Here is a 21,205-nt window from a genome sequence, read left to right as displayed (position 1 = left end):
GGGAGACCTCGACGTCTATCTGCGGACCGACGCGCCCGACCGACCTACACCCTCATCTGGGAAGAGCCCGTAACTCTATGCCAGACCGAGCGCCCACTTGTGTAGCCACGGCGCGAGATCTGGACGGGCGGCTGCGGGTCAAAAATTGGGTGTTTGGTGCTCGCCGCCCACCTGTGGTTGATCCAGCGAGGGCTCGTACTACGTGTCGAGGCGGTCTTGCGCGTGTGGGCCAGCGCGAACAACGGGCACGCCGGGCTGCGCGCCGAACTGGAGACCACCTCTTCGGCCCGCTCCTGCTGACCGCCGCCTTCGCCGACCGGCTCGCCGCCGCCTCCGGCGCCGTGGTCAACGTGGCGTCGGTGCTCTCCTGGCTGCCTATCGGCCGCACCTACAGCGTCAGCAAGGCCGCGCTGTGAAGCGCGACCGACTCCATGCGCACCGAGCTCGCGCCTCGCGGCGTGCAGGTGGTCGGCGTCTACGTCGGCCTCGTCAACACCGACATGGGCAACGCCACCTCCGACGGCCCCAAGTCGGACCCCGTGGACGTCGTCCGCCAGGTGCTCGACGGTCTGGAGTCCGGCGCCGACGAGGTGCTGGCCGACGAGATGACCCGCGCCGTGCGGTCCCAGCTGCACCAGCCGATCGACGACCGCCTCGCCGCGATGGCCGGCTGACCCCGCGGCGCTAGCGCTCCACGCGGTAGCGGATGTGAGTGGCCAGGGGGGAGTGCAGCGTCTCGACGGGCACCAGCGTCAGGTCGCCGACGCCGTCGAGCAGGCGCTCACCCGAGCCGAGCAGCACCGGGGCGATGTCGAGGGTCAGCTCGTCGACCACTCCGGCACGCAGCGCCTGCTGCACCGTCGACGGGCCGCCGGCGATGTCCACCCCGCGGCCGCCGGCGGCGTCCAAAGCACGAGAGAACGCCGCGTCGAACCCGTCGGTGACGAAGTGGAACGTCGTGCCACCGTCCATCTCGATCGGGTCCTGCGCGTGGTGGGTCAGCACGAACACCGGGGCGTGGAACGGCGGCTCGTCGCCCCACCAGCCGCGCCAGTCCTCGTCCCACTCGCCGCGGACGGGGCCGAACATGTTCCGGCCCATCACGTAGGCACCGCGCGGCCGCATCAGCCAGTCCCGCGCCGTGAGGTCGGCCTCGTGGGTGATCTCGCCCAGGTGCCACCGGTGCATGCCGATAGCACCGTTGCCGCCCATCGGCTGTTCCCGGCTCTGGTCGGGCCCGGCGGCGAAGCCGTCGAGCGAGACGGTCATGTGGCACGTCGTGTCGGTCATGACAGGTGAGACTGCTCGGGATCGCAGAACTCATCGAGGGGACGCTGACGGCGTGCGCCTGGACCCCCATCGCACCGCCGACCTCGACGCCGCGGAGCGTGTCCTGCACGACGAGATGGCGCCGGTGGTGGCCGCGCACCTGAGTCGCGGCGGCCGTGGGGCTGGCGCCGGCGACGATCGCCACCATCGTGGCCGGCCAGCGCCCTACCGACCTCCACCCGGCCGAGGCTGCCGTACGACCTGACCGCCGCGCTGGTCCGGGACGGACCGGTGCCGGACGCCACCTGGGCCGCGCCCCGCGACGTGCCGGGGGAGGAGGGCGCCGCGGAGGTGGTTCCTGGTCGGCGGGCACGGATGCGTCTCGGTGCTGCCGAACGGGCTCGAAACTCACGTGCCCCACGACGAGCGCTAACGGCCGACCCCGGGGGCCTCCGGGGAGGGACCGACCGCTGGCTCAATCGTTGCCGCCGCCGCTGTCCCCACCACCGGAGTCAATCCGACCAGGTCCAACTGTTGTCGCTGACGTCGCTGAGGCCGTTCGAGCGGCCCCTCTCCTGACGAGCGGCCCGGACAGCCATGACGACGGTGACCACCAGCACCGCCGCCATCGGCACACCCACGCCGATCCCGCGGAGCACGGCGTCCGCGCCGAGCGCGGCGGCGACCACGAGTGCGAGGACGTACAGACCCACCCCCACCGCACCCCAGCGCAGCACCCGCCTCCGTCGCGCCCGCTCGGCCTGCCTGCGGGCCTCGACCAGGGCAGCGCGCTTCGCCTTGCGCCGCTCGCCGCGCGTCCTGCCGCTGGCTCCCCGGGCCTGCCCCGAGCCGGTCGGCGGGGTCTTGCGCAGGTCGGCCATCCGCAGAACGTAGCGGCGGGACAGGAGTTCCGGGCAGGAATCGGACAGCGACGTCCCGACCGGCTCCGTGGCTATGATCGCGTGGTGTCCGAGCTGGTGACCCGCTGGTCGCGGCTGCCCGGGTGGGCCCAGGACGCCGTGCAGGTCGTGTGCCTCCTGGGCGGGTGCGCCGCGGTGGCGCTCGCCGTCGGCACGCCGGTCACGCTCCTCGTCGTGTACCTGGTGGTCGTGGCGGTGCTGCTCGTCGTGGGGCTGCCCGGGGTGCGCGCCCTCTCCCGGCGGCGACGCTCGCGCCGCCGCAGGCGCTCGTCGCAGCCGCAGGGTGGGCCCGCCGCCAGCTGTCGTGGCAGACGGCCTCGAGGTTGATGCTGTCCGGGTGAGCTGTAGGACGCGTTCGGCCTGGTGGCCCGCCGCGCCGCCGACGGTTCCGCGGAACCGTCCGACCGTGGTCACCAGGCTAGGGAATTCAGGTCGATCCACCTGAAGTCAGAGTCTCCTGACGGGGGTGCCCGGGTGATGGCGTGGTCGGGGCGGCCGGCCCCGGCCCTACGGTGGCCCCATGGACACCGAGACCCTCCGCGCCCGCGCCGACACCCTCGCCACCCTGCACGCCGACGGCCACCCGCTGGTCCTGCCCACGGTCTGGGACGTGTGGTCGGCCCGCACCGCTGTGGCCGCCGGCTTCACCGCGCTGACCATCGGCAGCCACCCGTTGGCCGACTCCCGCGGCGCCGAGGACCACGAGGGTCAGACGTTCGACGAGGTGCTCACCGCGGTGCGCCCGATCATCGCCGCGGTGGACGTGCCCGTCTCGGTCGACCTCGAGTCCGGCTACGGCCAGAGCCCGGCCGACCTCGTCGCCGGCCTGCTCGACGTCGGTGGCGTGGGGCTCAACGTGGAGGACACGGTGCACTCCGAGGGAGGCCGGGTGCGCTCCACCGCCGAGCACGCCGAGTACGTCGCCGGGCTGCGCGCCGCGGCCGACAGCCACGGCGTGCCGGTGTGGATCAACGGCCGCACCGACCTGTTCCTGCACGCCGAGGACAAGGACGCCGTCGCCGACGAGGCGATCGCCCGGCTGCAGGCGCTGGCCGAGGCGGGCGCGAGCAGCGTCTACCCCGTGCGGATCCAGGACGACGACGCCCTCATCACCGCCGTGGTCGGGGCGCTCGACGTGCCGGTGAACTGCACCGCCCACCCGGTGCGCCACGACCTGGGCCGCTTCGCCCGCCTCGGCGTCGGCCGCATCACCTACGGCCCGCTGCTGCAGGCCGCGCTCACCGAGGCCATGACGGAGCTGGTCACCCCCTGGCGCAGCTGAGGCGTTCCGGTCAGCTGCGCAGCGCGTCGTAGACGGCGGTCTCCATCTCCAGGTAGCCACCCACCGACGCGGCGTCGGCGAAGGGGAGGATCTGCGTGCCCCAGAAGCCGGCCACGCCCGTCCGCCGGTCGATCCAGTAGTAGAGGTTGGCCAGCCCCGCCCACGCGATGCTGCCCGCGGGGCGCCCGGTCGGCGCGTCCTCGTCGTTGACCATGAACGTGTAGGCCCACGACTTGGGCATGCCGGGGAAGAACTCCGCGTCGTTGCTCAGCGAGGGGATCACCCCGGGCAGGCCCTTGATCTTCAGGTCGCCCAGGTGGTTCTCCTCGGCCATCCGCACCGTCTCCGGGCGCAGCACCACCTCACCGGACTCGCCGGCCCCGTCGTTGAGCCACATCCGCAGGAAGCGCAGGTAGTCCGGGACGGTGGAGTAGAGGCCGTGCCCGCCCATGTCGACCTCGGGCTTGGGCAGCGCGAAGTCCGTGGGGGTCAGCCGCTCGTCCTGGTCGCGCTGGTGCATGGTGGCCACCCGCGGGCGGGTCGTGTCGCTCAGGGTGAACGCCGTCTCCGTCATCCCCAGCGGGGCGAACACCCGCTCCTGCATGACCTCCCCGAGCCGCTTCCCCGTGATGGCCTCGACGACCTGCCCGGCCCAGTCGATGTTGCTGCCGTACTCCCACTGGGTGCCCGGGTCGAACAGCAGCGGGGTCCGCAGCGCCTGCCGCGTCGCGGTGACGATGGACGGCTGCCCGTGCTCGGTGGCCATCCGGTTGTACTGCTCGTTGAAGAAGTCGTAGCCGAACCCCGCCGTGTGCAGCAGCAGCTGCTTGGTGGTGATGTCGCTGCGCGGCGCGCGCAGCACCGGCTGCCCGTCGTCGTCGAAGCCGTCGAGCACCTGGACCTCCCCGAGCGCGGGGACGTACTGCTTCGCCGGTGCGTCCAGGTCGAGCCGGCCCTCCTCGACGAGCTGCAGCGCGGTGGTGCCGGTGACGGCCTTCGTGGTGGAGAAGATCGCCATCACGGTGTCGGTGGTCATCGGCTCGCCGGTGCCGAGGTCGCGGGAGCCGGCCGCGCCCAGGTACAGGGTGTCCTCGCGGTCGATGACGCCGGCGACGACGCCGGGCACCGTCGGGGCCACGCGCTGCACGACGGCGTCGGCGGCCTCGGCGACCGCGCCGGCGCGCTGGGTGGTGGGGCTGCTCATGGTGGTCGCCTCTCGTCGGGGTGCGCGCCCTGGTCCAGCGGCGCAGGGGTGTCCTGCGTCACAGTGTGCGCGTCCGTCACCCCGGCCGGAACCCCCGCTACCGCGCCCGGACGCGCTTGACCCCGGTCATCACGGCCACGACGACGGCCCCGACGACCGCTCCGAGCAGGGCCGAGAACGCGGTGTTCGTCAGCCACGCCAGCACCCCGCCGATGCCGGGCACCGCGTCGTGCACGGCCTCCTCGAGGTGGTGCACCGCGTCGTACGGCGCGGAGAACCCCAGCTCGTCCAGGCCGACGAGCTCGATGTGCCCGCCCACCCACAGCATGGCCCCGGTCCCGACGACGGCGATCACGCTGAGCACCTTCGGCATCGCCGCCACCAGCCCGGCCCCGAACCGGCCGGCGCGGCTCTGCGCCCCGGACCGCTCGACCATCGCCAGCCCCAGGTCGTCCATCTTCACCAGCAGGGCCACCGCGCCGTAGACCATGACGGTGATGAGCAGGGCGACGATCACCAGGATGACCAGCCGCGCCCAGAACCCCTCGGAGGCGATCTCGTCGAGGGCGATGACCATGATCTCGGCCGACAGGATGAGGTCGGTGCGCACCGCGGAGGAGACGACCTGGTCCTCGGACTTCGCGGGGCCGTCCTCGGCGTGCGTGTCGTGCCCGCCGCGGCGCGCCTGCACCGCGTGCCACACCTTCTCCGCGCCCTCGTAGCAGAGGTAGAGCCCGCCCAGCATGAGGATCGGGGTGAGCGCCCCGGGCAGGAACTGGCTCAGCAGCAGCGCCACCGGGAGGATGAACACCAGCTTGTTGCGGATCGAGCCGACCGCGATCCTGCGGATGATCGGCACCTCGCGCTCCGCGGCGAGCCCGCGGACGTACTGCGGGGTGACGGCGGCGTCGTCGACCACCACGCCCGCCGCCTTGGCCGACGCGCGCGCCGCGGCCGCACCGACGTCGTCCACCGACGCCGCGGCCAGGCGGGCGATCGCCGCGACGTCGTCGAGCAGGCCCAGCAGGCCGGCGCTCACCGGGGGCTCCGCGGGCCGCGGCGGGTCGGGACGGGTCGGTGATCGGTCACCGGGACATCATGGCCGGAACCGGGCACCCGTGTCCTGGTCCGCACGGGCACGGTCAGGGTGCGGCCGGCGCCGTGACCCCGGAGAGGAGGGCCAGCTGCAGCCGGGTCGCGTCCTCGGTGTCGGGTGCGGCGGTGAGGACGACGATCTTCAGCTCGGTGTCGCCGCCCCCGAGCACGTCGCAGTCCACCGTCACCGGCCCGACGCCCGGGTGCTCGACGACCTTGCGGTCCTCCCGGTGCCCCCCGACCACCCCGGACGCCCACAGCTCGGCGAAGCGGGGGTGCGCCTGCAGCTCCTCGACCAGGGCCGCGAGCCGTCGACTCGTCGGGAAGCGCCCGGTGGCGCGCCGCAGGTCCGAGACCACCGCGGCCTCGACAGACCCACCGTCGAGCGAGGTCACCGGCCAGTGCGCCATGTACGGCCCGGCGGTGTCGAGGGGGAAGGTCTCGCGGGCGAAGCTGCGGCGCGCGACCGGCACCGACGACGGGTCACCGGCCAGCGCCGCCCACCCGGGGTTCCACCACACCAGCTGCCAGTCCGCGGCGAACACGGCCACGGCCGCGTCGTGCAGCCGGTGGACCACCCGTTGGACCCCGGGCGGGATGTGGTCGGACACCTCGCCCCCGGCCGGAGCGGCCAGCCCGGCCAGCCGGTACAGGTGGTCGCGCTCGGCGTCGGTGAGCTGCAGGGCGCGGGCCAGGGCGGCGACCACGGGCGCCGACGGGGTGCTGGCCCGGCCCTGCTCCAGGCGCACCACGTAGTCCACCGAGACGCCGGCCAGCTCGGCCAGCTCCTCGCGGCGCAGCCCCGCCGCGCGGCGGTCGCGGCGGCGCGGCAGCCCGGCCGCGGCGGGGGAGAGGCGGTCGCGCCACGCCCGCAGCGTCGCACCGAGATCCGTCGTCACCGCCCCAGTCTCCCGCCTGCCCGGCCCGTCCGGGTGGTACTGCTGGTCCCCCCGACGAGCCGTCCCTGGCCGGGCCCCGGCGCCGGGCGCAGGCTGGGTCCCATGACCACCACCTTCATCACCGGGGCCAACAAGGGCCTCGGCCGCGAGACCGCCCGCCGCCTCGTCGAGGCCGGCCACACCGTCGTCCTCGGGGCGCGCGACCCGGAGGCCGGCGCGGCCGCCGCCGCTGACGTGGGCGCCCGCTTCGTGCGCATCGACGTCACCGACGACGCATCCGTCACCGCCGCCGCCGAGGACGTCGCCGCGCACGAGGGCACGCTCGACGTCCTCGTCAACAACGCCGGTGTCAGCGGGGCGCAGCAGGATCCGGCGGCGCTCACCGGCGCGGACGCGCTGGCCGTGCTCGACGTCAACGTCGCCGGCGTCATCCGCACCACCACCGCGTTCCTGCCCCTGCTGCGCCGCTCGGCCGACCCGGTCATCGTCAACGTCAGCAGCGGCATGGGCTCGCTCGAGCACACCCACGACCCGGCGCGCGTCGAGTTCAGCGTCCTCGCGCCCGTCTGCACCGCGTCCAAGGCGGCGGTGACGATGCTGACCACCCAGTACGCCAAGGCCTTCTCCGACGTCCGGGTCAACGCCGCCGACCCCGGCTACACCGCGACCGACCTCAACGGGAACTCCGGCCCGCAGACCGTCACCGAGGGCACCGACGCCATCGTCACCCTGGCCACCGAGGGCCCCGGGCACGGCTCGGGCCGGTTCGTCGACCGGCACGGCGAGACCACCTGGGGCTGACGCCGGGGACAGGATGGTCCGCGTGGCGGACGAGCCGAGGATGCCGGTGACCTACGCGCACTGCGCCCACGTCACCGGGCCCTTCCTGCACGGCACGGCCGCGGTGCTAGCGGTGGGCGACGAGCTGGCGCCCGGGCACGGCTCGCACTTCCGGCCCGGCCGGGCGCTGCGCCACGTCTACCTCACCACCCTGGAGCCGACGGCGGCGTGGGGCGCGCAGCTGGCCGCGGCGCTGCGCGGGGTGCCGGGCCGCGGGCACATCTACGTCGTCGAGCCGCTCGGCCCGTTCGAGGACGACCCGAACGTGACCGACCAGAAGTTCCCCGGCAACCCGACGTGTTCCTACCGCAGCCTCGACCCGCTGCGGGTGACGGGGGAGCTCGCCGACTGGCAGGAGCACCCGCCGGACGCCGTGCAGCGCATGCTCGACGGGCTGGCCCGGCTGCGCGCAGAGGGCCGCGACCTGATCCTCGACTGAGGAGCGCGGGGCGCGGGTGGGCTCAGTCGTTGCTGCCGCCGGAGTCCCCGCCCCCGGAGTCCCCGCCCCCGGAGTCACTGCCGCCGTCCCAGGTCCAGCTGTCGTCACCGCCGCCGCCACCGCCCGAGTACCGGGTACGCCCCTTTCCCGGGCCGAGCACGACCCACCAGGTCCCGAGCACGACGAAGGCCGCGATGGGCACCCCGACGACGACGCCGCGCACCAGCACCTGGTCGCCCACCAGCACGGCGACGACCACGGCGACGACGTAGAGCACCCCGCCGACCACGACCCCGCCGATCCACCGCTGCCGTCGGCGGCGCTCCGCCTCCCTCCGGGCGGCGAGCAGGGCCGCGTGCGCCTGCTTCCGCTTCCGGCGCGTCGGGCCGCGGGCCGCCCGCGCCCGCCGGGGGTCCGGCGGCGGGGTCTTGCGCAGGTCGGCCACGCGGTGACGCTAGCGGTGGGGTGCGGCCTGTGCTCCGCACCCGGGCCCGTCACCGCAGGTCGAGGCGGGCGAGCGCGGCGGCGTCGGGCGAGCCGGGCGGGGCGCTGTAGAGGACGAGGTGCTGGTCGCGCTCGGGCAGCAGGACCCCGTCGCAGTCCACGGTGACGGGCCCGACCACGGGGTGGGTGAACGTCTTGGTGAGCACGGGCACGGCCTGGACGTCGTGGCGCTCCCACAGCCGGGCGAACTCAGCGCTGCCGGCCAGCAGCTCGTCGACCAGGCCGGTGATGTCGGGGTCGTGCGGGTAGCGGGCGCGGGCGGCCCGCAGCTGCTGGACGGCGCCGCGCCGGAACTCGGCGCCGTCGCTGGTGCCGTACAGGGACGGCTGCTCGGGGTCGCGCAGGAACGCCGCCCGCGCCAGGTTTCGGTCACGCACGGGCAGGGCGCCGAAGTCCTCCATCAGCGCGGCGGCCAGGGGGTTCCAGGCCAGCACCTCGTAGCCGGCGGAGAGGACGAACGCCGCCGTCGCCGGGATGCGGTGGATCAGGGTCACGATGCTCCCGCGCACCTCGCGCTGGTGGCGACGTCGCCGGGTGGGAGCGGTGCCCGCGAGCACGTGCAGGTGGTCGTGCTCCGCCTCGCTCAGCCGCAGCGCGACGGCGATCCCCTCGCAGACCTCGCTCGACGGTCGCGGCGCCCGGCCCTGCTCGAGCCGCGTGTAGTACTCGGTCGAGATGTGGGCGAGCACGGCCACCTCCTCGCGCCGCAGGCCCGCGGTGCGTCGCCGCGGCCCGGCCACGAGCCCCACGTCCTCGGGGTCGACCCGGTGACGTCGGGTGCGCAGGAAGGCGCCGAGCTCGTCCTTGTCCACCCGGACATCATCGCGCCCCGCGGCCCGCCCAGGCCGGTACGGGCTGTACCTGCCTCGGCGTCGCGCAGCACGTCACGGTGGAGCCATGACAACAGCCACCACCACGAACCCCACCACCTCGACCGGCCTGCTCCACGGCAAGGTCGTGCTCGTCACGGGCGCCAGCCGCGGCATCGGCGCCGCGGCGGCCCGCCTCTTCTGCCGCGAGGGCGCCACCGTCGTCCTCGCCGCCCGCGACACCGCGGCGCTCGACGCGCTCGTCGCCGAGCTGCGTGCCGCCGGGGGCACGGCGGACGCCGCCCCGCTCGACGTCACCGACCCCGCCGCGATCCGTGCCGTCGTCGACGGCGTGGGGCAGCGGCACGGCCGGCTCGACGGGGCGTTCAACAACGCCGGGGTCGCCCAGCCGCCCGGCCCGCTCGACACCACCACCGAGGACGTGCTCGACCTGCAGCACGCCGTGAACTTCCGGGCGCACTGGGTGGCGATGACAGCGGAGGCCGCCGTGATGCGTCGGACCGGCGGCGGCGCCATCGTCACCACCTCGAGCATCGGCGCCCGCCGCGCGAACCCCGTGCTGCCCGCCTACGGGGCGATGAAGCGGGCGTTGAACAGCCTCACCGAGACCGCGGCGGTCACCTGGGCGCGCGACGGCATCCGTGTCAACGGCATCACCCCCGGGGCCACCGCGACGGACATGATGACGGGGTGGGACGCCGCGTCCCCGGGGGTGATCGAGGCGGCGACGGCAGGCACCCCGCTGGGCCGGATGGCCGAGCCCGACGAGGTCGCGCAGGTGGCCGCGTTCCTGCTCAGCGACCGCGCCTCCGCGGTGACCGGTGCGATCGTGCCGGTCGACGGCGGCGCCGGAGCCTGAGCCCGCTACCCCGGGGCCACGCCGAGGCCGGCGACCAGCAGCGCGACCAGCCGTCGCGGGTCGCCGGCCGACGGGTCCTCCGCGCCGATGCAGAGGTCGCCCACGCCCCGCATCAGCTCGAGCGCGGTGATGTCGGCGTGCACCTCCCCGGCGGCGCGGGCGGCGTCGAGCAGCTCCGCGCACGCGGGCATCAGCCGGTCGAGGAAGTAGGCGTGCAACCCGGCCAGACCCGCGTCGTCGGAGCGCAGCGCCCCGGCCAGGCCGTGCTTGGTGACGAGGAAGTCGACGAACAGCCCGAGCCACTCCGCCAGCGCCGTGTGCGGCGACTCACGCCCGGCCAGCAGCTCGGGACCCGCTGCGGCACAGGCCTCCACCTGGTGGCGGTAGACGGCGACGACGAGGTCGGCCCGGGTGGGGTAGTGCCGGTACACGGTGCCGACGCCCACGCCGGCCCGCGCGGCGATGTCGCGGACGGGGGCGTCGACGCCGGAGGCCACGAACGCGGCCGCGGCCGCCTTCAGCAGTGTCTGCGCGTTGCGGCGCGCGTCGGCCCGGCGTGGCTGTGGCGTCGGGTCCACCGCACCTCCCCGTTGCGTAGACGGAACATTGTTCCGTATCGTTCGATGAGCGGAACAACGCTCCGGTTCTCCCCAGGATGGCAGACCGGGCGCGCCGCCACCACGCCCCAGGAGGACCCGTGCCGCACCGCACCCCCGCCCGGCCCAGTGTCGGCATCGCCACCCCGCCCCAGCAGGTCACCCACGACGAGCTGCTGCGGGTGTGGCTCGAGGCCGACGCCGTGCCGGAGATCGAGCACGCCTGGCTGTTCGACCACCTGCTGCCCATCGCCGGGGACCCGTCCGGGCCGGTCCTCGAGGGCTGGACCCTGCTCGCGGCCCTGGCCGCCCGGACCACCCGGCTCGAGCTGGGCCTGCTGGTGACCAGCAACCGCATCCGCCCGCCCGCGCTGCTGGCCAAGATGGCCACCACGGTGGACGTCGTCTCCGGCGGCAGGCTGGTGCTGGGAATCGGCGCGGGGTCCCGGCCGTCGGTCCCGTGGGCCCACCGTGAGTACGCCGCCCACGGGCTGCCGTTCCACGACGCCGCGCACGCCGTGGGCAGCCTCGGCGAGGCGCTCACCGTCATCCGTCGACTGTGGACCGCCGACGAGCCGTTCGACTTCCACGGCGAGCACGTCGACCTGACGGGGGCGTGGGCCAACCCGAAGCCGGTGCGCCGGCCGCACCCGCCGATCCTCGTCGGTGGCCGCTCGGCGGGCGTGCTGCGGCTCGTCGCCGAGCACGCCGACGTGTGGAACATCCCCGGCGGGGACCTGGCCGACGCCGTGGGCCGCAACGCCCTGCTCGACCGGTACTGCCACGAGCTCGGCCGCGACCCCGCCGCGATCACCCGGTCCCTCCACGTCGGACTGTCCTACGACGACCCGGGCACGACGCGGGACGCGATCGGTGCCGCGGCCGAGGCGGGCTTCGGCCACGTCGTGGTCGGCCTGCCCGCGCCGTACCCCGAGGGCGTCGCGCGGTGGGTGGCCGACGAGGTCGTCACCCCGGCCCTGGGCCCGCGCCGCTGACCTACCCGCTCATGCCGCCATCGATCGCGAAGGTCGTGCTGGTGACCATCGCGCTGGCGTCCGAGGCGAGGTAGAGCGCGGCCTGCGCGATCTCCTCGACGGTGCTGTGCCGGCCCAGCGGGATCATCGCGTCGAAGTCCGCGGCGGCGTCGGCCTGCGACTTGCCCGTCGCGGTCATCTCGATGCCGTCCTGGAACGGGGTGGACGTGGGTCCGGGGTGCAGGGTGTTCACCCGGATCCGACGCGGCGCGCACTCCTTCGCCGCCGAGCGCATGAGGCCCACCTGGCCGTGCTTGGCCGCGACGTAGGCGCTCAGGTTCCCGAAGCCGACCAGGCCCACCACGCTGGAGGTGATGATGACGCTGCCACCGTCGCTCACGCGGGGCAGCGCGTGCTTGAGGACGTGGAACGCGCCCTGCACGTGCACGGCCAGCGTGCGGGCGAACACCTCGGCGGGGTAGTCGACGATCGTGGCGACGGCCCCGCTGATGCCGGCGTTGCTGAATACCACGTCGAGCCGGCCGAAGCGCTCCACCCCGGCGGCGACGGCGGCGGCCACCGCGTCCTCGTCGGTGACGTCGGCGACGCGGGCGGTGGCGTGCTCCTCGCCCAGCTCGGCCACGGCGGCCCGGAGTGCGGCGTCGTCGAGGCCGAGCAGGACCACCCGGGCGCCCTCGGCGACGAAGAGCCGGGCCGAGGCCAGCCCGATGCCGCTCTCCCCGCCGGTGATCAGCGCGACCTTGTCCTGCAGCTGGCCCATCTCGTCGTCCTCCTCGTCGTGTGTCGGCCGCGTCCGGCGGCCCGCGGGCATTGTGGCCCGGGTCACGGTCGGACGTACACGGTTGTGCACGTCGGACCTGCGTGTCGGGCGTTGCCGGGGGCCCGCGCGGGCGTGAGACTCCTGCCCCGTGAGCGACATGCCGGTGATCACCCAGTCCGAGCTCGGCGGCCCCGAGGTGCTGCGGCTGGCCACCGCCCCCCTGCCCGAGCCGCTGCCCACCGAGGTCCGCGTCCGGGTCGCCGCGGCGGGGGTCAACCCGGTGGACTGGAAGACGCGCTCGGGGCGGGGCATGGCCGCCGTGCTCGGCCCGCCCCCGTTCACCCTGGGCTGGGACGTCGCCGGCACGGTCGACGCCGTCGGGCTCGGGGTGAGCCGCTTCGCCGTCGGCGACCGGGTGTTCGGGATGCCGTTCTTCCCCCGGCAGGCCGGCGCCTACGCGGGGTTCGTCTGCGCCCCCGCCCGCCAGCTCGCCGCCGTGCCCGAGGGCGTCGACCTCGTCACCGCCGCCGCGGCCCCCCTCCGGCGCTCACCGCCTGGCAGGTCGTGCACGACGTCGCCCGGGTGCAGCGCGGGCAGCGGGTGCTGGTCACCGCGGCCGCGGGCGGGGTCGGCCACCTGGTGGTGCAGCTGGCCGCCGAGCTCGGGGCGCACGTCGTCGGGTTCGCCTCCGCCGCCAAGCTGGACGTGCTCGCCGAGTACGGCGCCGCCGAGACGGTCGACCGGCACGCCCACGCGGTCGACGAGCAGCACCGCGACGTCGACGTGGTGGTCGACCTCGTCGGTGGGCAGACCAGCCTCGCCGCGCTGCGGGTGCTGCGACCCGGCGGCGTGGTGGTGAGCGTGCCGTCCGGGCAGGGGGAGGGGCTCGAGGACGCCGCGGCCGCGGCCGGGGTGCGGGCCGCGCGGGTGATCGTGGAGCCCGACCGCCCGGCGCTCGAGGCGGTGGCCGCCCGGCTCGGCGACGGCACGCTACGGGTGAAGGTCGACCGCACCTACCCGCTCGCCGACGTCGCTGAGGCGCACGCGGCGGGGGAGCGGGGCGAGGCCTTCGGCAAGCTGGTGCTCACGGTCGAGCCCTGACGGCGCCACGTCCCCCGTGCGGGAAGATCGCGGCGTCGAGGGTGGTTGAACGCTCCATGAAGAAGATCGGGTTCCTGTCCTTCGGGCACTGGTCGGACGCGCAGGGGTCGCAGACGCGCTCCGCCTCCGACGTGCTGCACCAGTCGATCGACCTCGGCGTGGCCGCGGAGGAGCTCGGCGCGGACGGCGCGTACTACCGGGTGCACCACTTCGCCCAGCAGCTCGCGTCCCCGTTCCCGCTGCTGGCGGCGGTCGGGGCGCGCACGAGCCGCATCGAGATCGGCACCGGCGTGATCGACATGCGCTACGAGAACCCGCTCTACATGGCCGAGGACGCCGGCTCCGCGGACCTCATCTCCGGCGGCAGGCTGCAGCTCGGCATCAGCCGGGGATCGCCGGAGCAGGTCGTGGACGGGTTCCGCTACTTCGGCTACGCCCCGAGCGAGGGCCAGGACTCCGGCGACCTCGCGCGCCAGCACACGGCCGTGCTGCTCGAGGTGCTCAAGGGTGAGGGGTTCGCCCAGCCGAGCCCGAACCCGATGTTCCCCAACCCGGGTGGTCTGCTGCGCGTCGAGCCGCACTCCCCGGGGCTGCGCGACCGCTTGTGGTGGGGTGCGGGCACCCGCGCCACCGCGGAGTGGACGGCCGAGCAGGGCATGAACCTCATGAGCTCGACGCTGCTCAGCGAGGACACCGGGGTGCCCTTCCACCAGCTGCAGGCCGAGCAGATCCTGCGCTTCCGCAAGGCCTGGGCCGACGCCGGGCACCCGCGCGAGCCCCGGGTCTCGGTCAGCCGCAGCATCTTCCCCATCGTCTCCGACACCGACCGCGCCTACTTCGGCCGCGCCGGTGGTGGCGACCAGGTGGGCTACCTCGACGGCGGCAAGGCCCGGTTCGGCAAGACCTACGCCGCGGAGCCCCAGGCGCTCGTCCGCCAGCTCGCCGAGGACGAGGCGATCGCCGCGGCCGACACCCTGCTGCTCACCGTGCCCAACCAGCTCGGCGTCGACTACTGCGCCCACGTGATCGACACGGTCGTCAACCAGGTCGCCCCGGAGCTCGGCTGGCGCTGAGGCCTGCGGCCTGTGTGTGGTTGCTCCACCCAGGACGCGAGGTTCCGTTCACAGCAGGGGCGGCAGGGGTGGCCGCAGCGCGGCGTCGTCCGGGTCGAGCACGAGGAAGGCGTCGCGTTGCCTGGCCACCCGCGCCGCCTCGCGCAGCAGGAAACGTGCGACGCCGCGGTCGTGCTCGTGCGGCCGGACGACGAGCCGGCTCACGACCAGCAGCCGCTCCACCGGCACCCCGGCACGGTCCGCCGCAGCCCCCAGCCAGGGCTCGTCCCGCGTGACCCGCACGGCGACGTGGCCGATGACGTTGCCGGTGGGGACGACCGAGACCGGGGCCTGGTCGAACACCCACGTCACCACGGCCCCCTCGACCTGCAACCAGGTCCGGGGATCGGCGACCAGGGCGCCGGCGGGGTCCAGCGCTCGCACGACGGCGCACAGCGGGTCGAGATCGGTCTCGAGGCGGTCCCGGATCACGGGCCACGACGGTAGCGGCGGACCTTGCTGTTCGAACACGTGTTCGATAGAAATACTTCGTGGACGAGGTCGGGGCGACGCAGGTGGGCCAGTGGCGTGCCGCGCTGCTGGCGCTCACGGGTCCCCGGGGCGGCGACCTCGCCGCGGACGCGGACCGGGTCGACCTGCTGGCCGAGCTCGAGCAGCTGAAGTCCGCGGCGTGCGCCGTGCAGGCCGACCTCGCCGTCGCCCTCGACGTGTCCACCCGGGCGAGGGAGGCCGACGACGGGGTGCCGGTGGCCCGCCGCGGGCAGGGCGTGGCCTCCCAGGTCGCGCTGGCCCGCCGGGTCTCCCCGCACCGCGGCCGGGTCCTGCTCGGTCTCGCGCGGGACCTCGCCACCGACCTGCCCCGCACCCGGGAGGCCCTGCGGTCCGGGCGGCTGGACGAGCAGGCCGCGACGACGGTGGCCCGGGAGACGGGCTGCCTCGATCGGGCCGGCCGCGCGTCCGTCGACGAGGCGGTCTGCGGAGACCAGGCCGAGCTCGACGGCGTCGGTCACGCCCGGCTCGAGGCGCGCGTGCGCCGGGAGGTGTGCGCCGCCGACCCAGGGGCCGTCGCACGACGCGCTCGCCGCGCAGCCGCTGACCGCCGCGTCACCCTGCGGCCCGCCCCCGACGCGATGACCTACCTGACGGCCCTGCTGCCGGTGGCGCAGGGCGTGGCGGCCTACGCCGCCCTGGGGCGCGGGGCCGACTCCGCGCGCCACCACCGAGGCCGGGCTGCGCTCCCGCGGCCAGGTCATGGCGGACCTGCTCGTCGAGCGGGTCACCGGCCAGGCCCGGGCCGAGGACGTCCCGGTCGCGGTGGACCTCATCGTCTCCGACGCCACCCTGCTCGGTGCCGGCGCCGAGCCCGCGGTCGTCTCCGGCTGCGGCCCGGTTCCCGCCCAGGTCGCCCGCGAGCTCGTGGCCGACGCCCTCGACGCCGAGGTCCCCACCTGGCTGCGCCGCCTCTACGCCGACCCGGCGGGGCAGCTCGTCGCCCTGTCGACCCGGCAGCGGTTCACCGCGGATGGCCTGTCGGCGCTGCTGCGGGTCCGCGACCAGGGACTGTGCCGGACCCCCTGGTGCGACGCCCCCGCCCGCCACGACGACCACGTCGTCCCGCACGCGCGGGGCGGGCGGACCGACGCCACCGGCACCCAGGGGCTGTGCGAGGCCTGCAACCACGCCAAGGAGGCGGCGGGGTGGGCCGCGCGGACCGTGCCCGGCCCCCGGCACACCGTCGAGACCACGACCCCGACAGGGCACCGCTACCGGTCGAGAGCACCGGCACCTCCCGTGCCAGCGAATCCCTCCAGACCCGTGCCCCGGGAGGACGCCGCCCCGTGGGGGAGCGTCATCGAGCGTCGGCTCGCGGCGCTGCTCGCCGCCTGAGCGCGCTCAGTCCTCCCGGAGCGCCCGGGCGCGCGCGACCTCGGCCTTGTCCTCGTCGTCGAGCTTGCGGGTGTCCCGGGGCTCGGCGAACGGTTGCACGTCCTCCGGCAGCCCCTCGGAGATCGCCCGGGCGTGGTCCAGCTCGGCGTTGACCTCGGCGCCCAGCAGCACCGCGATGTTGGTCAGCCACAGCCAGACCAGGAACACCACGACCCCACCGAGCGAGCCGTAGGTCGAGTCGTAGGACGCGGCGGTGGCGACGTAGAGGGCGAACAGCGCGGACACCACCAGCCAGATCAGCACGGCCACCACGCCGCCCGGGCTGACCCACCGAACCCCGCCCTGCTTGGCGTTGGGGCTGGCCCAGAACAGCACCGCCAGCAGCACGGTGACGATCAGCACTAGCACGGGCCACTTGAGGATGCCCCACAGCGTCACCGTGAGGTCACCGGCACCGACGAGGTCGCCCACCTGCTGGGCGACCGGGCCGGTGACGACCACGATCACGGTGCTCACGACCAGGAGCACCACGGCCAGTGCCGTCACCGCGAGGCGCACGGGCACCGTCTTCCACATCGGCCGGCCCTCGCGGATGCCGTACACGACGTTCGAGGCGCGCATGAACGCGGCGACGTACCCCGAGGCCGACCACAGGGCGACGGCCAGCCCGACGACGGCGCTGACGCCCGCGCCCTTCTGGTTGGACTGGGCCTGCTCCACCAGGGTCCGCACCACCTGCGACGCCGACCCCGGGGCGACGGCCTGGACCTGGGACAGGAGCTCGTTCGTGGTGTCCGGGCCGGCGAGGCCCAGCAGCGCGACGAGGACGACCAGCCCGGGCACGACGGAGAGCACCGCGTAGTAGGTCAGCCCCGCCGCGAGGTCGAGCAGGTTGTCCCGGCCCACCTCCGAGCGCACCCGTCGCAGGACCGCGACCAGCGAGGGCCGGGGCAGGTCGGTGGGGCTGTCGGGGTCGCCGTCGTGCTCGCGTCCCGCGGCGGTGCTGCCGGGCATGGGTGCTCCCTGGGCTCGGGCCGCGCGGGGTGCGTCGACCATGATCACCCCACCACGTCCGGCCCCCGCGCCGCCGTGCGGAGCGCCCCTCGACCTCGTGCCCGCCACCCGGCAGGATGCCCGCGTGAGCCGCATCAACGACGTCGGGGGCATGGCCGGGTTCGGCGCGGTCGTCGAGGAGCCCGACGAGCCGGCGTTCCACGCCGACTGGGAGGCGCACGTGGTCGCGCTGAACGGCGCCCTCATCCAGCGCGGCACCTACACCCTCGACGAGTTCCGCGACGCCATCGAGCGGCTGCCCGTCGACACCTACCGCGCGTCGAGCTATTACGAGCGGTGGTTCGCCGCGATCAGCACCCTGCTGGTGGCCAAGGGCGTCACCACGGCCGAGGACCTCGAGCCGTGACGGCCTTCGCGCCGGGCGACCGGGTCCGCGCCCGCACGGTCGACCCCGCCGGGCACACCCGGCTGCCCGGGTACGCCCGCGGCGCGCACGGGGTGGTCGTCGAGGTCGCCGGGCACCACCCGCTGGCCGACGACCGGGCCCGCGGCCTCGACGTGGCACCGCAGCCCGTCTACCACGTCCGCTTCGACGCCCGCGAGCTCTTCGGCGAGGGCGAGCACACCGTCACCGTCGAGCTGTGGCACGACCACCTCGAGCCCGACCACACCGTGGTCGACGACACAGTGCCCGACCACCCGGAGGCCCAGCCGTGAGCGACCACCACCCCAGCTCGGTGATCTCCGCCCGGGTGCGCCACGTCGAGGCCCTGCTCGAGGAGCGGGGCGTGCTCCGCGACGGCGAGATCGACCGTCGCATCGACGAGCTCGCCGCGGGCGGCACCCCCGCCCACGGGGCCCGGGTGGTCGCCCGCGCCTGGGTCGACCCCGGCTTCCGGGAGCGGCTGCTCACCGACGCGAACGCGGCCCTGCCCGAGGTGGGCCTGTCGATGTCCGGCGGCCTGCAGGAGCAGCGCCTCAAGGTGATGGCCAACAGCGACGACGAGCACCACGTCGTGGTGTGCACGCTGTGCAGCTGCTACCCGATCGCGCTGCTCGGCCCGTCCCCGGGCTGGTACAAGTCCGAGGCCTACCGCTCCCGGGTGGTGCGCGACCCGCGCTCGGTGCTGGCCGACTTCGGCGTCACCCTCCCCGAGCACACCCGCGTCGCGGTGTGGGACGCCTCCGCCGAGTCCCGGTACATGGTCCTGCCGCAGCGCCCCGCCGGCACCGACGACCTCGGCGAGGACGAGCTGGCCGCCCTCGTTACCCGCACCGGGCTGATCGGCACCGCGCTGGTCTAGCCACCCTGGCGGCGCAGCAGCACCGTCCCGACGACGCCGACCACGACGGCCGCGAGACCCACCCACACCAGCGTCGTGAACCCGTCGAGGGTCAGACCCATCACCACCAGCACCACCCCCAGCAGGCTCACCCGCAACGGGGCGCTGCGCACCACCCACGACCGGGACACGTCCGGCCCGGCGGGGCGGCGGCGGGGGGACGGGGGCGTCGACGGGTCCGGCACACCGTCGAGGCTAGGCGGCCGTGGCCGACCAGCGCCGCGGCGGAGCGCCCCGCACGATGAGGTGGTGCCCACCCAGCCCGACCGCGCCGCCCGGCTCGCGGCCGCGCTCGAGCGGGACGGCCCCACCTGCGTGTGGTGCGGGCGCACCTTCGACCACCACGTCCGGCCCACCACCGAGCACGTCGTCCCCCGAGTCAAGGGCGGGCCGTCCTGGTCGGAGAACGAGGTCGCCGCGTGCAGCCGGTGCAACGCCGCCCGCGGCCACCGAGGCGCCGTGGAGTGGCTGGGGGAGTGCCGGGCGCGGGGCTGGAGCCCGGACGCCGACCGGGTGGCCCGCGCGCTGCAGGCCCTGGCCGACGCGGTCGCGCAGCGGGGCGGGCAGCGCCGCGCCCGCCCCCACCTCGACGCCCAGCTGCGCCGGCTGCGGGCGGGCTGAGAGGGCGCTTGTACCGGCTCCGGCGAGCCCCCGCACGTCGGGCGACGCGGCCGCGGGCGTGGTCCGATCGTGGAGTGCCGGAGGACCTCTCATGATCACCACCGCCGCCGACCGTGCTGCCCGCACCGCCCGCGACCGCTTCGGGGTCGACGAGCTGCGGCCGTGGCAGGCCGAGGCGATCGCCGCCGTGCTCGACGGCCACGACGTCGTCCTGGTGGCCCCGACCGGCGGCGGCAAGTCGCTGGTCTACCAGGTGGCGGGCCTCGAGACCGGGGGCTGGACCCTCGTCGTCTCCCCGCTGCTGGCCCTGCAGTCCGACCAGGTCGCCCACCTCGCCGAGGCCCACGACGTCACCGCGGCCCGGCTCAGCTCCGCCGAGACCGCGAGGCAGCGCGCCCGCACCCTGGAGGCCACGTCGCGCTGCGAGGTCGACTTCCTCTTCCTCGCCCCTGAGCAGCTCGCCGACCCCGCGGTCGCGGAGTCCCTCGCCCAGTGCCCGCCCTCGCTGGTGGTCGTCGACGAGGCGCACTGCGTCTCCGAGTGGGGCCACGACTTCCGCCCCGACTACCTGCAGCTGGGCCGACTGCTCACCCGGCTCGACCCCGACGCGGCCACGCCCGTGCTGGCCATGACCGCGACCGCGGCCCCGCCGGTGCGAGAGTCCATCGAGGCGCGGCTGCGGATGACCGACCCCGTCGAGGTCACCACCGACCTGGCCCGGGAGAACCTCGTCCTCGAGGTGCGCCGTGCCCCCGACCGGGCCCGCCAGCTCGCCCACGTCGTCGACCTCGTCGAGGCCCGCGAGCCCGGCACCCCCGCCCTGGTCTACTGCCGCAGCCGCGCGGGCACCGAGGAGATCGCCGCCGAGCTCACCGAGCGCGGGGTGAGCGCCGCGCACTTCCACGCCGGCCTGGCCCGGAAGCGGCGCGAGCGGACGCAGCGGGCGTTCATGGCCGACGAGGTCGACGTCCTCGTGGCCACCTCGGCGTTCGGGATGGGCATCGACAAGCCCGACATCCGGCTCGTGGTGCACGTCGAGGTGCCCGGCTCCGTCGACGCCTACGTCCAGGAGAGCGGCCGCGCGGGCCGTGACGGCAGCCGGGCCGAGGCGATCCTGGTCTACCGGCCCGAGGACCTGGCCCGCGGCAAGTTCTTCGCCTCGGGGGTGCCGAAGAAGGGGGCCGTGGCGCAGGTGCTGGCCGTGGTGGAGCGCACTGGCAGCACGGACCCCGACGTCGTCACCCCCGAGGTCAACGTCGGACGGCGCAGCGTGGTGCGCATCCTCAACCTCGTCGATGCGCTCGACCAGACGCCCAGCATCGCCGGGGTGCGGGAGCTCGCCGAGGCCCACCAGCGCCTCGAGCGCTCCCGGGTCGACATGGTCCGCGAGTACGCCGAGACCCACCGCTGCCGCGCGGCGTTCCTGCTCGGCTACCTCGGCGAGCGCACCGAGGACGCGGTGTGCGGCCGGTGCGACAACTGCCGGGCCGGCGAGGTGGCCGACGAGAGCGACGACACCCTCACCGAGGCGCACGTCGAGCACCCCGAGTTCGGCCCCGGCACCGTCACCGAGGCGCACGAGGACCGGGTCACCGTCCTCTTCGCCGACGTCGGCTACAAGACGCTCGCCCGCGCGGTCCTCGAGGACCGGGACATGATCGCCTGACCCAGCCG

The 21,205-nt window shown here is 75.0% G+C and carries 27 protein-coding genes and 2 pseudogenes; 17 read left to right on the top strand and 12 right to left on the bottom strand.

The annotated features are described in order from the left end of the window. The first annotated feature begins 224 nt into the window (after window positions 1-224). Entirely contained in the window at window positions 225-416 is a 192-nt protein-coding gene (locus tag ACYVOF_RS19730; RefSeq protein ID WP_460869565.1) for a hypothetical protein, read from the top strand. Window positions 417-431: 15 nt separating this feature from the next. After that, on the top strand, window positions 432-674 hold the full coding sequence (locus tag ACYVOF_RS19725; RefSeq protein ID WP_460869563.1) for a hypothetical protein: 243 nt from the start codon (window positions 432-434) through the stop codon (window positions 672-674). Window positions 675-684: 10 nt separating this feature from the next. On the opposite strand, the gene ACYVOF_RS19720 is transcribed toward ACYVOF_RS19725, so the two are convergent. Together ACYVOF_RS19720 and ACYVOF_RS19715 are read right to left on the bottom strand one after the other, a co-directional pair. Continuing rightward, window positions 685-1,290: a dihydrofolate reductase family protein gene (locus tag ACYVOF_RS19720; RefSeq protein ID WP_460869561.1), complete on the bottom strand. Its 606-nt coding sequence runs from the start codon at window positions 1,288-1,290 to the stop codon at window positions 685-687. Between the two features lie 491 nt (window positions 1,291-1,781). Next, a complete protein-coding gene (locus tag ACYVOF_RS19715; RefSeq protein ID WP_460869560.1) occupies window positions 1,782-2,150 on the bottom strand; it encodes a hypothetical protein in 369 nt (122 codons plus the stop codon). Between the two features lie 84 nt (window positions 2,151-2,234). Here ACYVOF_RS19715 and ACYVOF_RS19710 point away from each other — a divergent pair, with 84 nt between their 5' ends. Beyond that, window positions 2,235-2,516: a hypothetical protein gene (locus tag ACYVOF_RS19710; protein WP_460869558.1), complete on the top strand. Its 282-nt coding sequence runs from the start codon at window positions 2,235-2,237 to the stop codon at window positions 2,514-2,516. 193 nt (window positions 2,517-2,709) lie between these two features. Then, complete coding sequence (locus tag ACYVOF_RS19705) at window positions 2,710-3,471, top strand: isocitrate lyase/PEP mutase family protein (protein ID WP_460869556.1); 762 nt, start codon at window positions 2,710-2,712, stop codon at window positions 3,469-3,471. A gap of 10 nt (window positions 3,472-3,481) precedes the next feature. Here the strand turns inward: ACYVOF_RS19705 and acmB are convergent, their stop codons facing one another. The 3 genes from acmB to ACYVOF_RS19690 all read right to left on the bottom strand — a co-directional run bounded on the left by acmB (window position 3,482) and on the right by ACYVOF_RS19690 (window position 6,669). Further along, window positions 3,482-4,675 (bottom strand): methyl acetate hydrolase AcmB, encoded by a 1,194-nt coding sequence (acmB, locus tag ACYVOF_RS19700; RefSeq protein WP_460869554.1) that lies wholly within the window; start codon window positions 4,673-4,675, stop codon window positions 3,482-3,484. Window positions 4,676-4,772: 97 nt separating this feature from the next. After that, entirely contained in the window at window positions 4,773-5,714 is a 942-nt protein-coding gene (locus tag ACYVOF_RS19695; RefSeq protein WP_460869553.1) for a DUF808 domain-containing protein, read from the bottom strand. Window positions 5,715-5,817: 103 nt separating this feature from the next. Further along, window positions 5,818-6,669, bottom strand: a complete 852-nt coding sequence (locus ACYVOF_RS19690; protein ID WP_460869551.1) for a helix-turn-helix transcriptional regulator — start codon at window positions 6,667-6,669, stop codon at window positions 5,818-5,820. A gap of 102 nt (window positions 6,670-6,771) precedes the next feature. On the opposite strand from ACYVOF_RS19690, the gene ACYVOF_RS19685 reads away from it, so the two are divergent. Continuing rightward, window positions 6,772-7,470, top strand: coding sequence for an SDR family NAD(P)-dependent oxidoreductase (locus ACYVOF_RS19685; protein ID WP_460869549.1), 699 nt, complete (start codon window positions 6,772-6,774; stop codon window positions 7,468-7,470). A gap of 40 nt (window positions 7,471-7,510) precedes the next feature. Beyond that, window positions 7,511-7,948, top strand: coding sequence for an NAD(+)--rifampin ADP-ribosyltransferase (gene arr, locus ACYVOF_RS19680; protein WP_460869572.1), 438 nt, complete (start codon window positions 7,511-7,513; stop codon window positions 7,946-7,948). A 22-nt stretch (window positions 7,949-7,970) separates the two neighbouring features. Here arr and ACYVOF_RS19675 read toward each other — a convergent pair whose 3' ends face one another. Together ACYVOF_RS19675 and ACYVOF_RS19670 are read right to left on the bottom strand one after the other, a co-directional pair. Next, entirely contained in the window at window positions 7,971-8,393 is a 423-nt protein-coding gene (locus ACYVOF_RS19675; RefSeq protein WP_460869547.1) for a hypothetical protein, read from the bottom strand. Window positions 8,394-8,442: 49 nt separating this feature from the next. Continuing rightward, a complete protein-coding gene (locus tag ACYVOF_RS19670; RefSeq protein ID WP_460869544.1) occupies window positions 8,443-9,264 on the bottom strand; it encodes a helix-turn-helix transcriptional regulator in 822 nt (273 codons plus the stop codon). Window positions 9,265-9,349: 85 nt separating this feature from the next. Here ACYVOF_RS19670 and ACYVOF_RS19665 point away from each other — a divergent pair, with 85 nt between their 5' ends. Beyond that, window positions 9,350-10,141, top strand: coding sequence for an SDR family NAD(P)-dependent oxidoreductase (locus ACYVOF_RS19665; RefSeq protein ID WP_460869542.1), 792 nt, complete (start codon window positions 9,350-9,352; stop codon window positions 10,139-10,141). 5 nt (window positions 10,142-10,146) lie between these two features. Here the strand turns inward: ACYVOF_RS19665 and ACYVOF_RS19660 are convergent, their stop codons facing one another. Then, window positions 10,147-10,719 carry a TetR/AcrR family transcriptional regulator gene (locus ACYVOF_RS19660; protein ID WP_460869540.1) on the bottom strand — a complete coding sequence of 191 codons (573 nt, stop codon included), beginning with the start codon at window positions 10,717-10,719 and terminating at the stop codon, window positions 10,147-10,149. Window positions 10,720-10,838: 119 nt separating this feature from the next. Here ACYVOF_RS19660 and ACYVOF_RS19655 point away from each other — a divergent pair, with 119 nt between their 5' ends. Then, complete coding sequence (locus ACYVOF_RS19655; protein WP_460869537.1) at window positions 10,839-11,732, top strand: LLM class flavin-dependent oxidoreductase; 894 nt, start codon at window positions 10,839-10,841, stop codon at window positions 11,730-11,732. Between the two features lies 1 nt (window position 11,733). Here ACYVOF_RS19655 and ACYVOF_RS19650 read toward each other — a convergent pair whose 3' ends face one another. Beyond that, the gene (locus tag ACYVOF_RS19650; protein WP_460869535.1) at window positions 11,734-12,558 is read right to left on the bottom strand and encodes an SDR family NAD(P)-dependent oxidoreductase; all 825 of its coding nucleotides are present in this window, start codon (window positions 12,556-12,558) and stop codon (window positions 11,734-11,736) included. 91 nt (window positions 12,559-12,649) lie between these two features. Here ACYVOF_RS19650 and ACYVOF_RS19645 point away from each other — a divergent pair. The 3 genes and pseudogenes from ACYVOF_RS19645 to ACYVOF_RS19635 all read left to right on the top strand — a co-directional run. Further along, window positions 12,650-12,937 (top strand): annotated as a pseudogene (locus ACYVOF_RS19645) (alcohol dehydrogenase catalytic domain-containing protein); the annotation flags it as partial. A 119-nt stretch (window positions 12,938-13,056) separates the two neighbouring features. Next, window positions 13,057-13,593 (top strand): zinc-binding dehydrogenase, encoded by a 537-nt coding sequence (locus ACYVOF_RS19640; RefSeq protein WP_460869533.1) that lies wholly within the window; start codon window positions 13,057-13,059, stop codon window positions 13,591-13,593. Between the two features lie 56 nt (window positions 13,594-13,649). Further along, a complete protein-coding gene (locus ACYVOF_RS19635; RefSeq protein ID WP_460869570.1) occupies window positions 13,650-14,666 on the top strand; it encodes an LLM class flavin-dependent oxidoreductase in 1,017 nt (338 codons plus the stop codon). Window positions 14,667-14,714: 48 nt separating this feature from the next. Here ACYVOF_RS19635 and ACYVOF_RS19630 read toward each other — a convergent pair whose 3' ends face one another. After that, complete coding sequence (locus ACYVOF_RS19630; RefSeq protein WP_460869531.1) at window positions 14,715-15,137, bottom strand: GNAT family N-acetyltransferase; 423 nt, start codon at window positions 15,135-15,137, stop codon at window positions 14,715-14,717. A gap of 107 nt (window positions 15,138-15,244) precedes the next feature. On the opposite strand from ACYVOF_RS19630, the pseudogene ACYVOF_RS19625 reads away from it, so the two are divergent. Further along, window positions 15,245-16,553, top strand: a pseudogene (locus ACYVOF_RS19625) (HNH endonuclease). Window positions 16,554-16,559: 6 nt separating this feature from the next. Here the strand turns inward: ACYVOF_RS19625 and ACYVOF_RS19620 are convergent. After that, window positions 16,560-17,567, bottom strand: a complete 1,008-nt coding sequence (locus ACYVOF_RS19620) for a YihY/virulence factor BrkB family protein (protein ID WP_460869530.1) — start codon at window positions 17,565-17,567, stop codon at window positions 16,560-16,562. A gap of 124 nt (window positions 17,568-17,691) precedes the next feature. Between ACYVOF_RS19620 and ACYVOF_RS19615 the strand changes: the two genes are divergently transcribed. The 3 genes from ACYVOF_RS19615 to ACYVOF_RS19605 are packed head-to-tail and all read left to right on the top strand — an operon-like array spanning window position 17,692 to window position 18,871. Further along, complete coding sequence (locus tag ACYVOF_RS19615; RefSeq protein WP_460869528.1) at window positions 17,692-17,973, top strand: hypothetical protein; 282 nt, start codon at window positions 17,692-17,694, stop codon at window positions 17,971-17,973. Further along, window positions 17,970-18,284, top strand: coding sequence for an SH3-like domain-containing protein (locus ACYVOF_RS19610; protein ID WP_460869526.1), 315 nt, complete (start codon window positions 17,970-17,972; stop codon window positions 18,282-18,284). The genes ACYVOF_RS19615 and ACYVOF_RS19610 overlap by 4 nt, the downstream gene beginning before the upstream one ends. Next, the gene (locus ACYVOF_RS19605) at window positions 18,281-18,871 is read left to right on the top strand and encodes a nitrile hydratase subunit alpha (RefSeq protein ID WP_460869524.1); all 591 of its coding nucleotides are present in this window, start codon (window positions 18,281-18,283) and stop codon (window positions 18,869-18,871) included. Before ACYVOF_RS19610 ends, ACYVOF_RS19605 begins: the two co-directional genes overlap by 4 nt. On the opposite strand, the gene ACYVOF_RS19600 is transcribed toward ACYVOF_RS19605, so the two are convergent. Beyond that, window positions 18,868-19,095 carry a hypothetical protein gene (locus tag ACYVOF_RS19600; protein WP_460869522.1) on the bottom strand — a complete coding sequence of 76 codons (228 nt, stop codon included), beginning with the start codon at window positions 19,093-19,095 and terminating at the stop codon, window positions 18,868-18,870. The genes ACYVOF_RS19605 and ACYVOF_RS19600 overlap by 4 nt on opposite strands. Window positions 19,096-19,159: 64 nt before the next feature. Between ACYVOF_RS19600 and ACYVOF_RS19595 the strand changes: the two genes are divergently transcribed. Together ACYVOF_RS19595 and ACYVOF_RS19590 are read left to right on the top strand one after the other, a co-directional pair. Continuing rightward, window positions 19,160-19,531 (top strand): HNH endonuclease, encoded by a 372-nt coding sequence (locus tag ACYVOF_RS19595; RefSeq protein WP_460869521.1) that lies wholly within the window; start codon window positions 19,160-19,162, stop codon window positions 19,529-19,531. A 91-nt stretch (window positions 19,532-19,622) separates the two neighbouring features. Continuing rightward, window positions 19,623-21,197, top strand: a complete 1,575-nt coding sequence (locus ACYVOF_RS19590; protein ID WP_460869519.1) for a RecQ family ATP-dependent DNA helicase — start codon at window positions 19,623-19,625, stop codon at window positions 21,195-21,197. Window positions 21,198-21,205: the final 8 nt, after the last annotated feature.

It is taken from the genome of Rhodococcus aerolatus, assembly GCF_054783215.1.
Note: the sequence above shows the minus strand (reverse complement) of the source record. Positions and strands in the feature narration are given on the sequence as shown.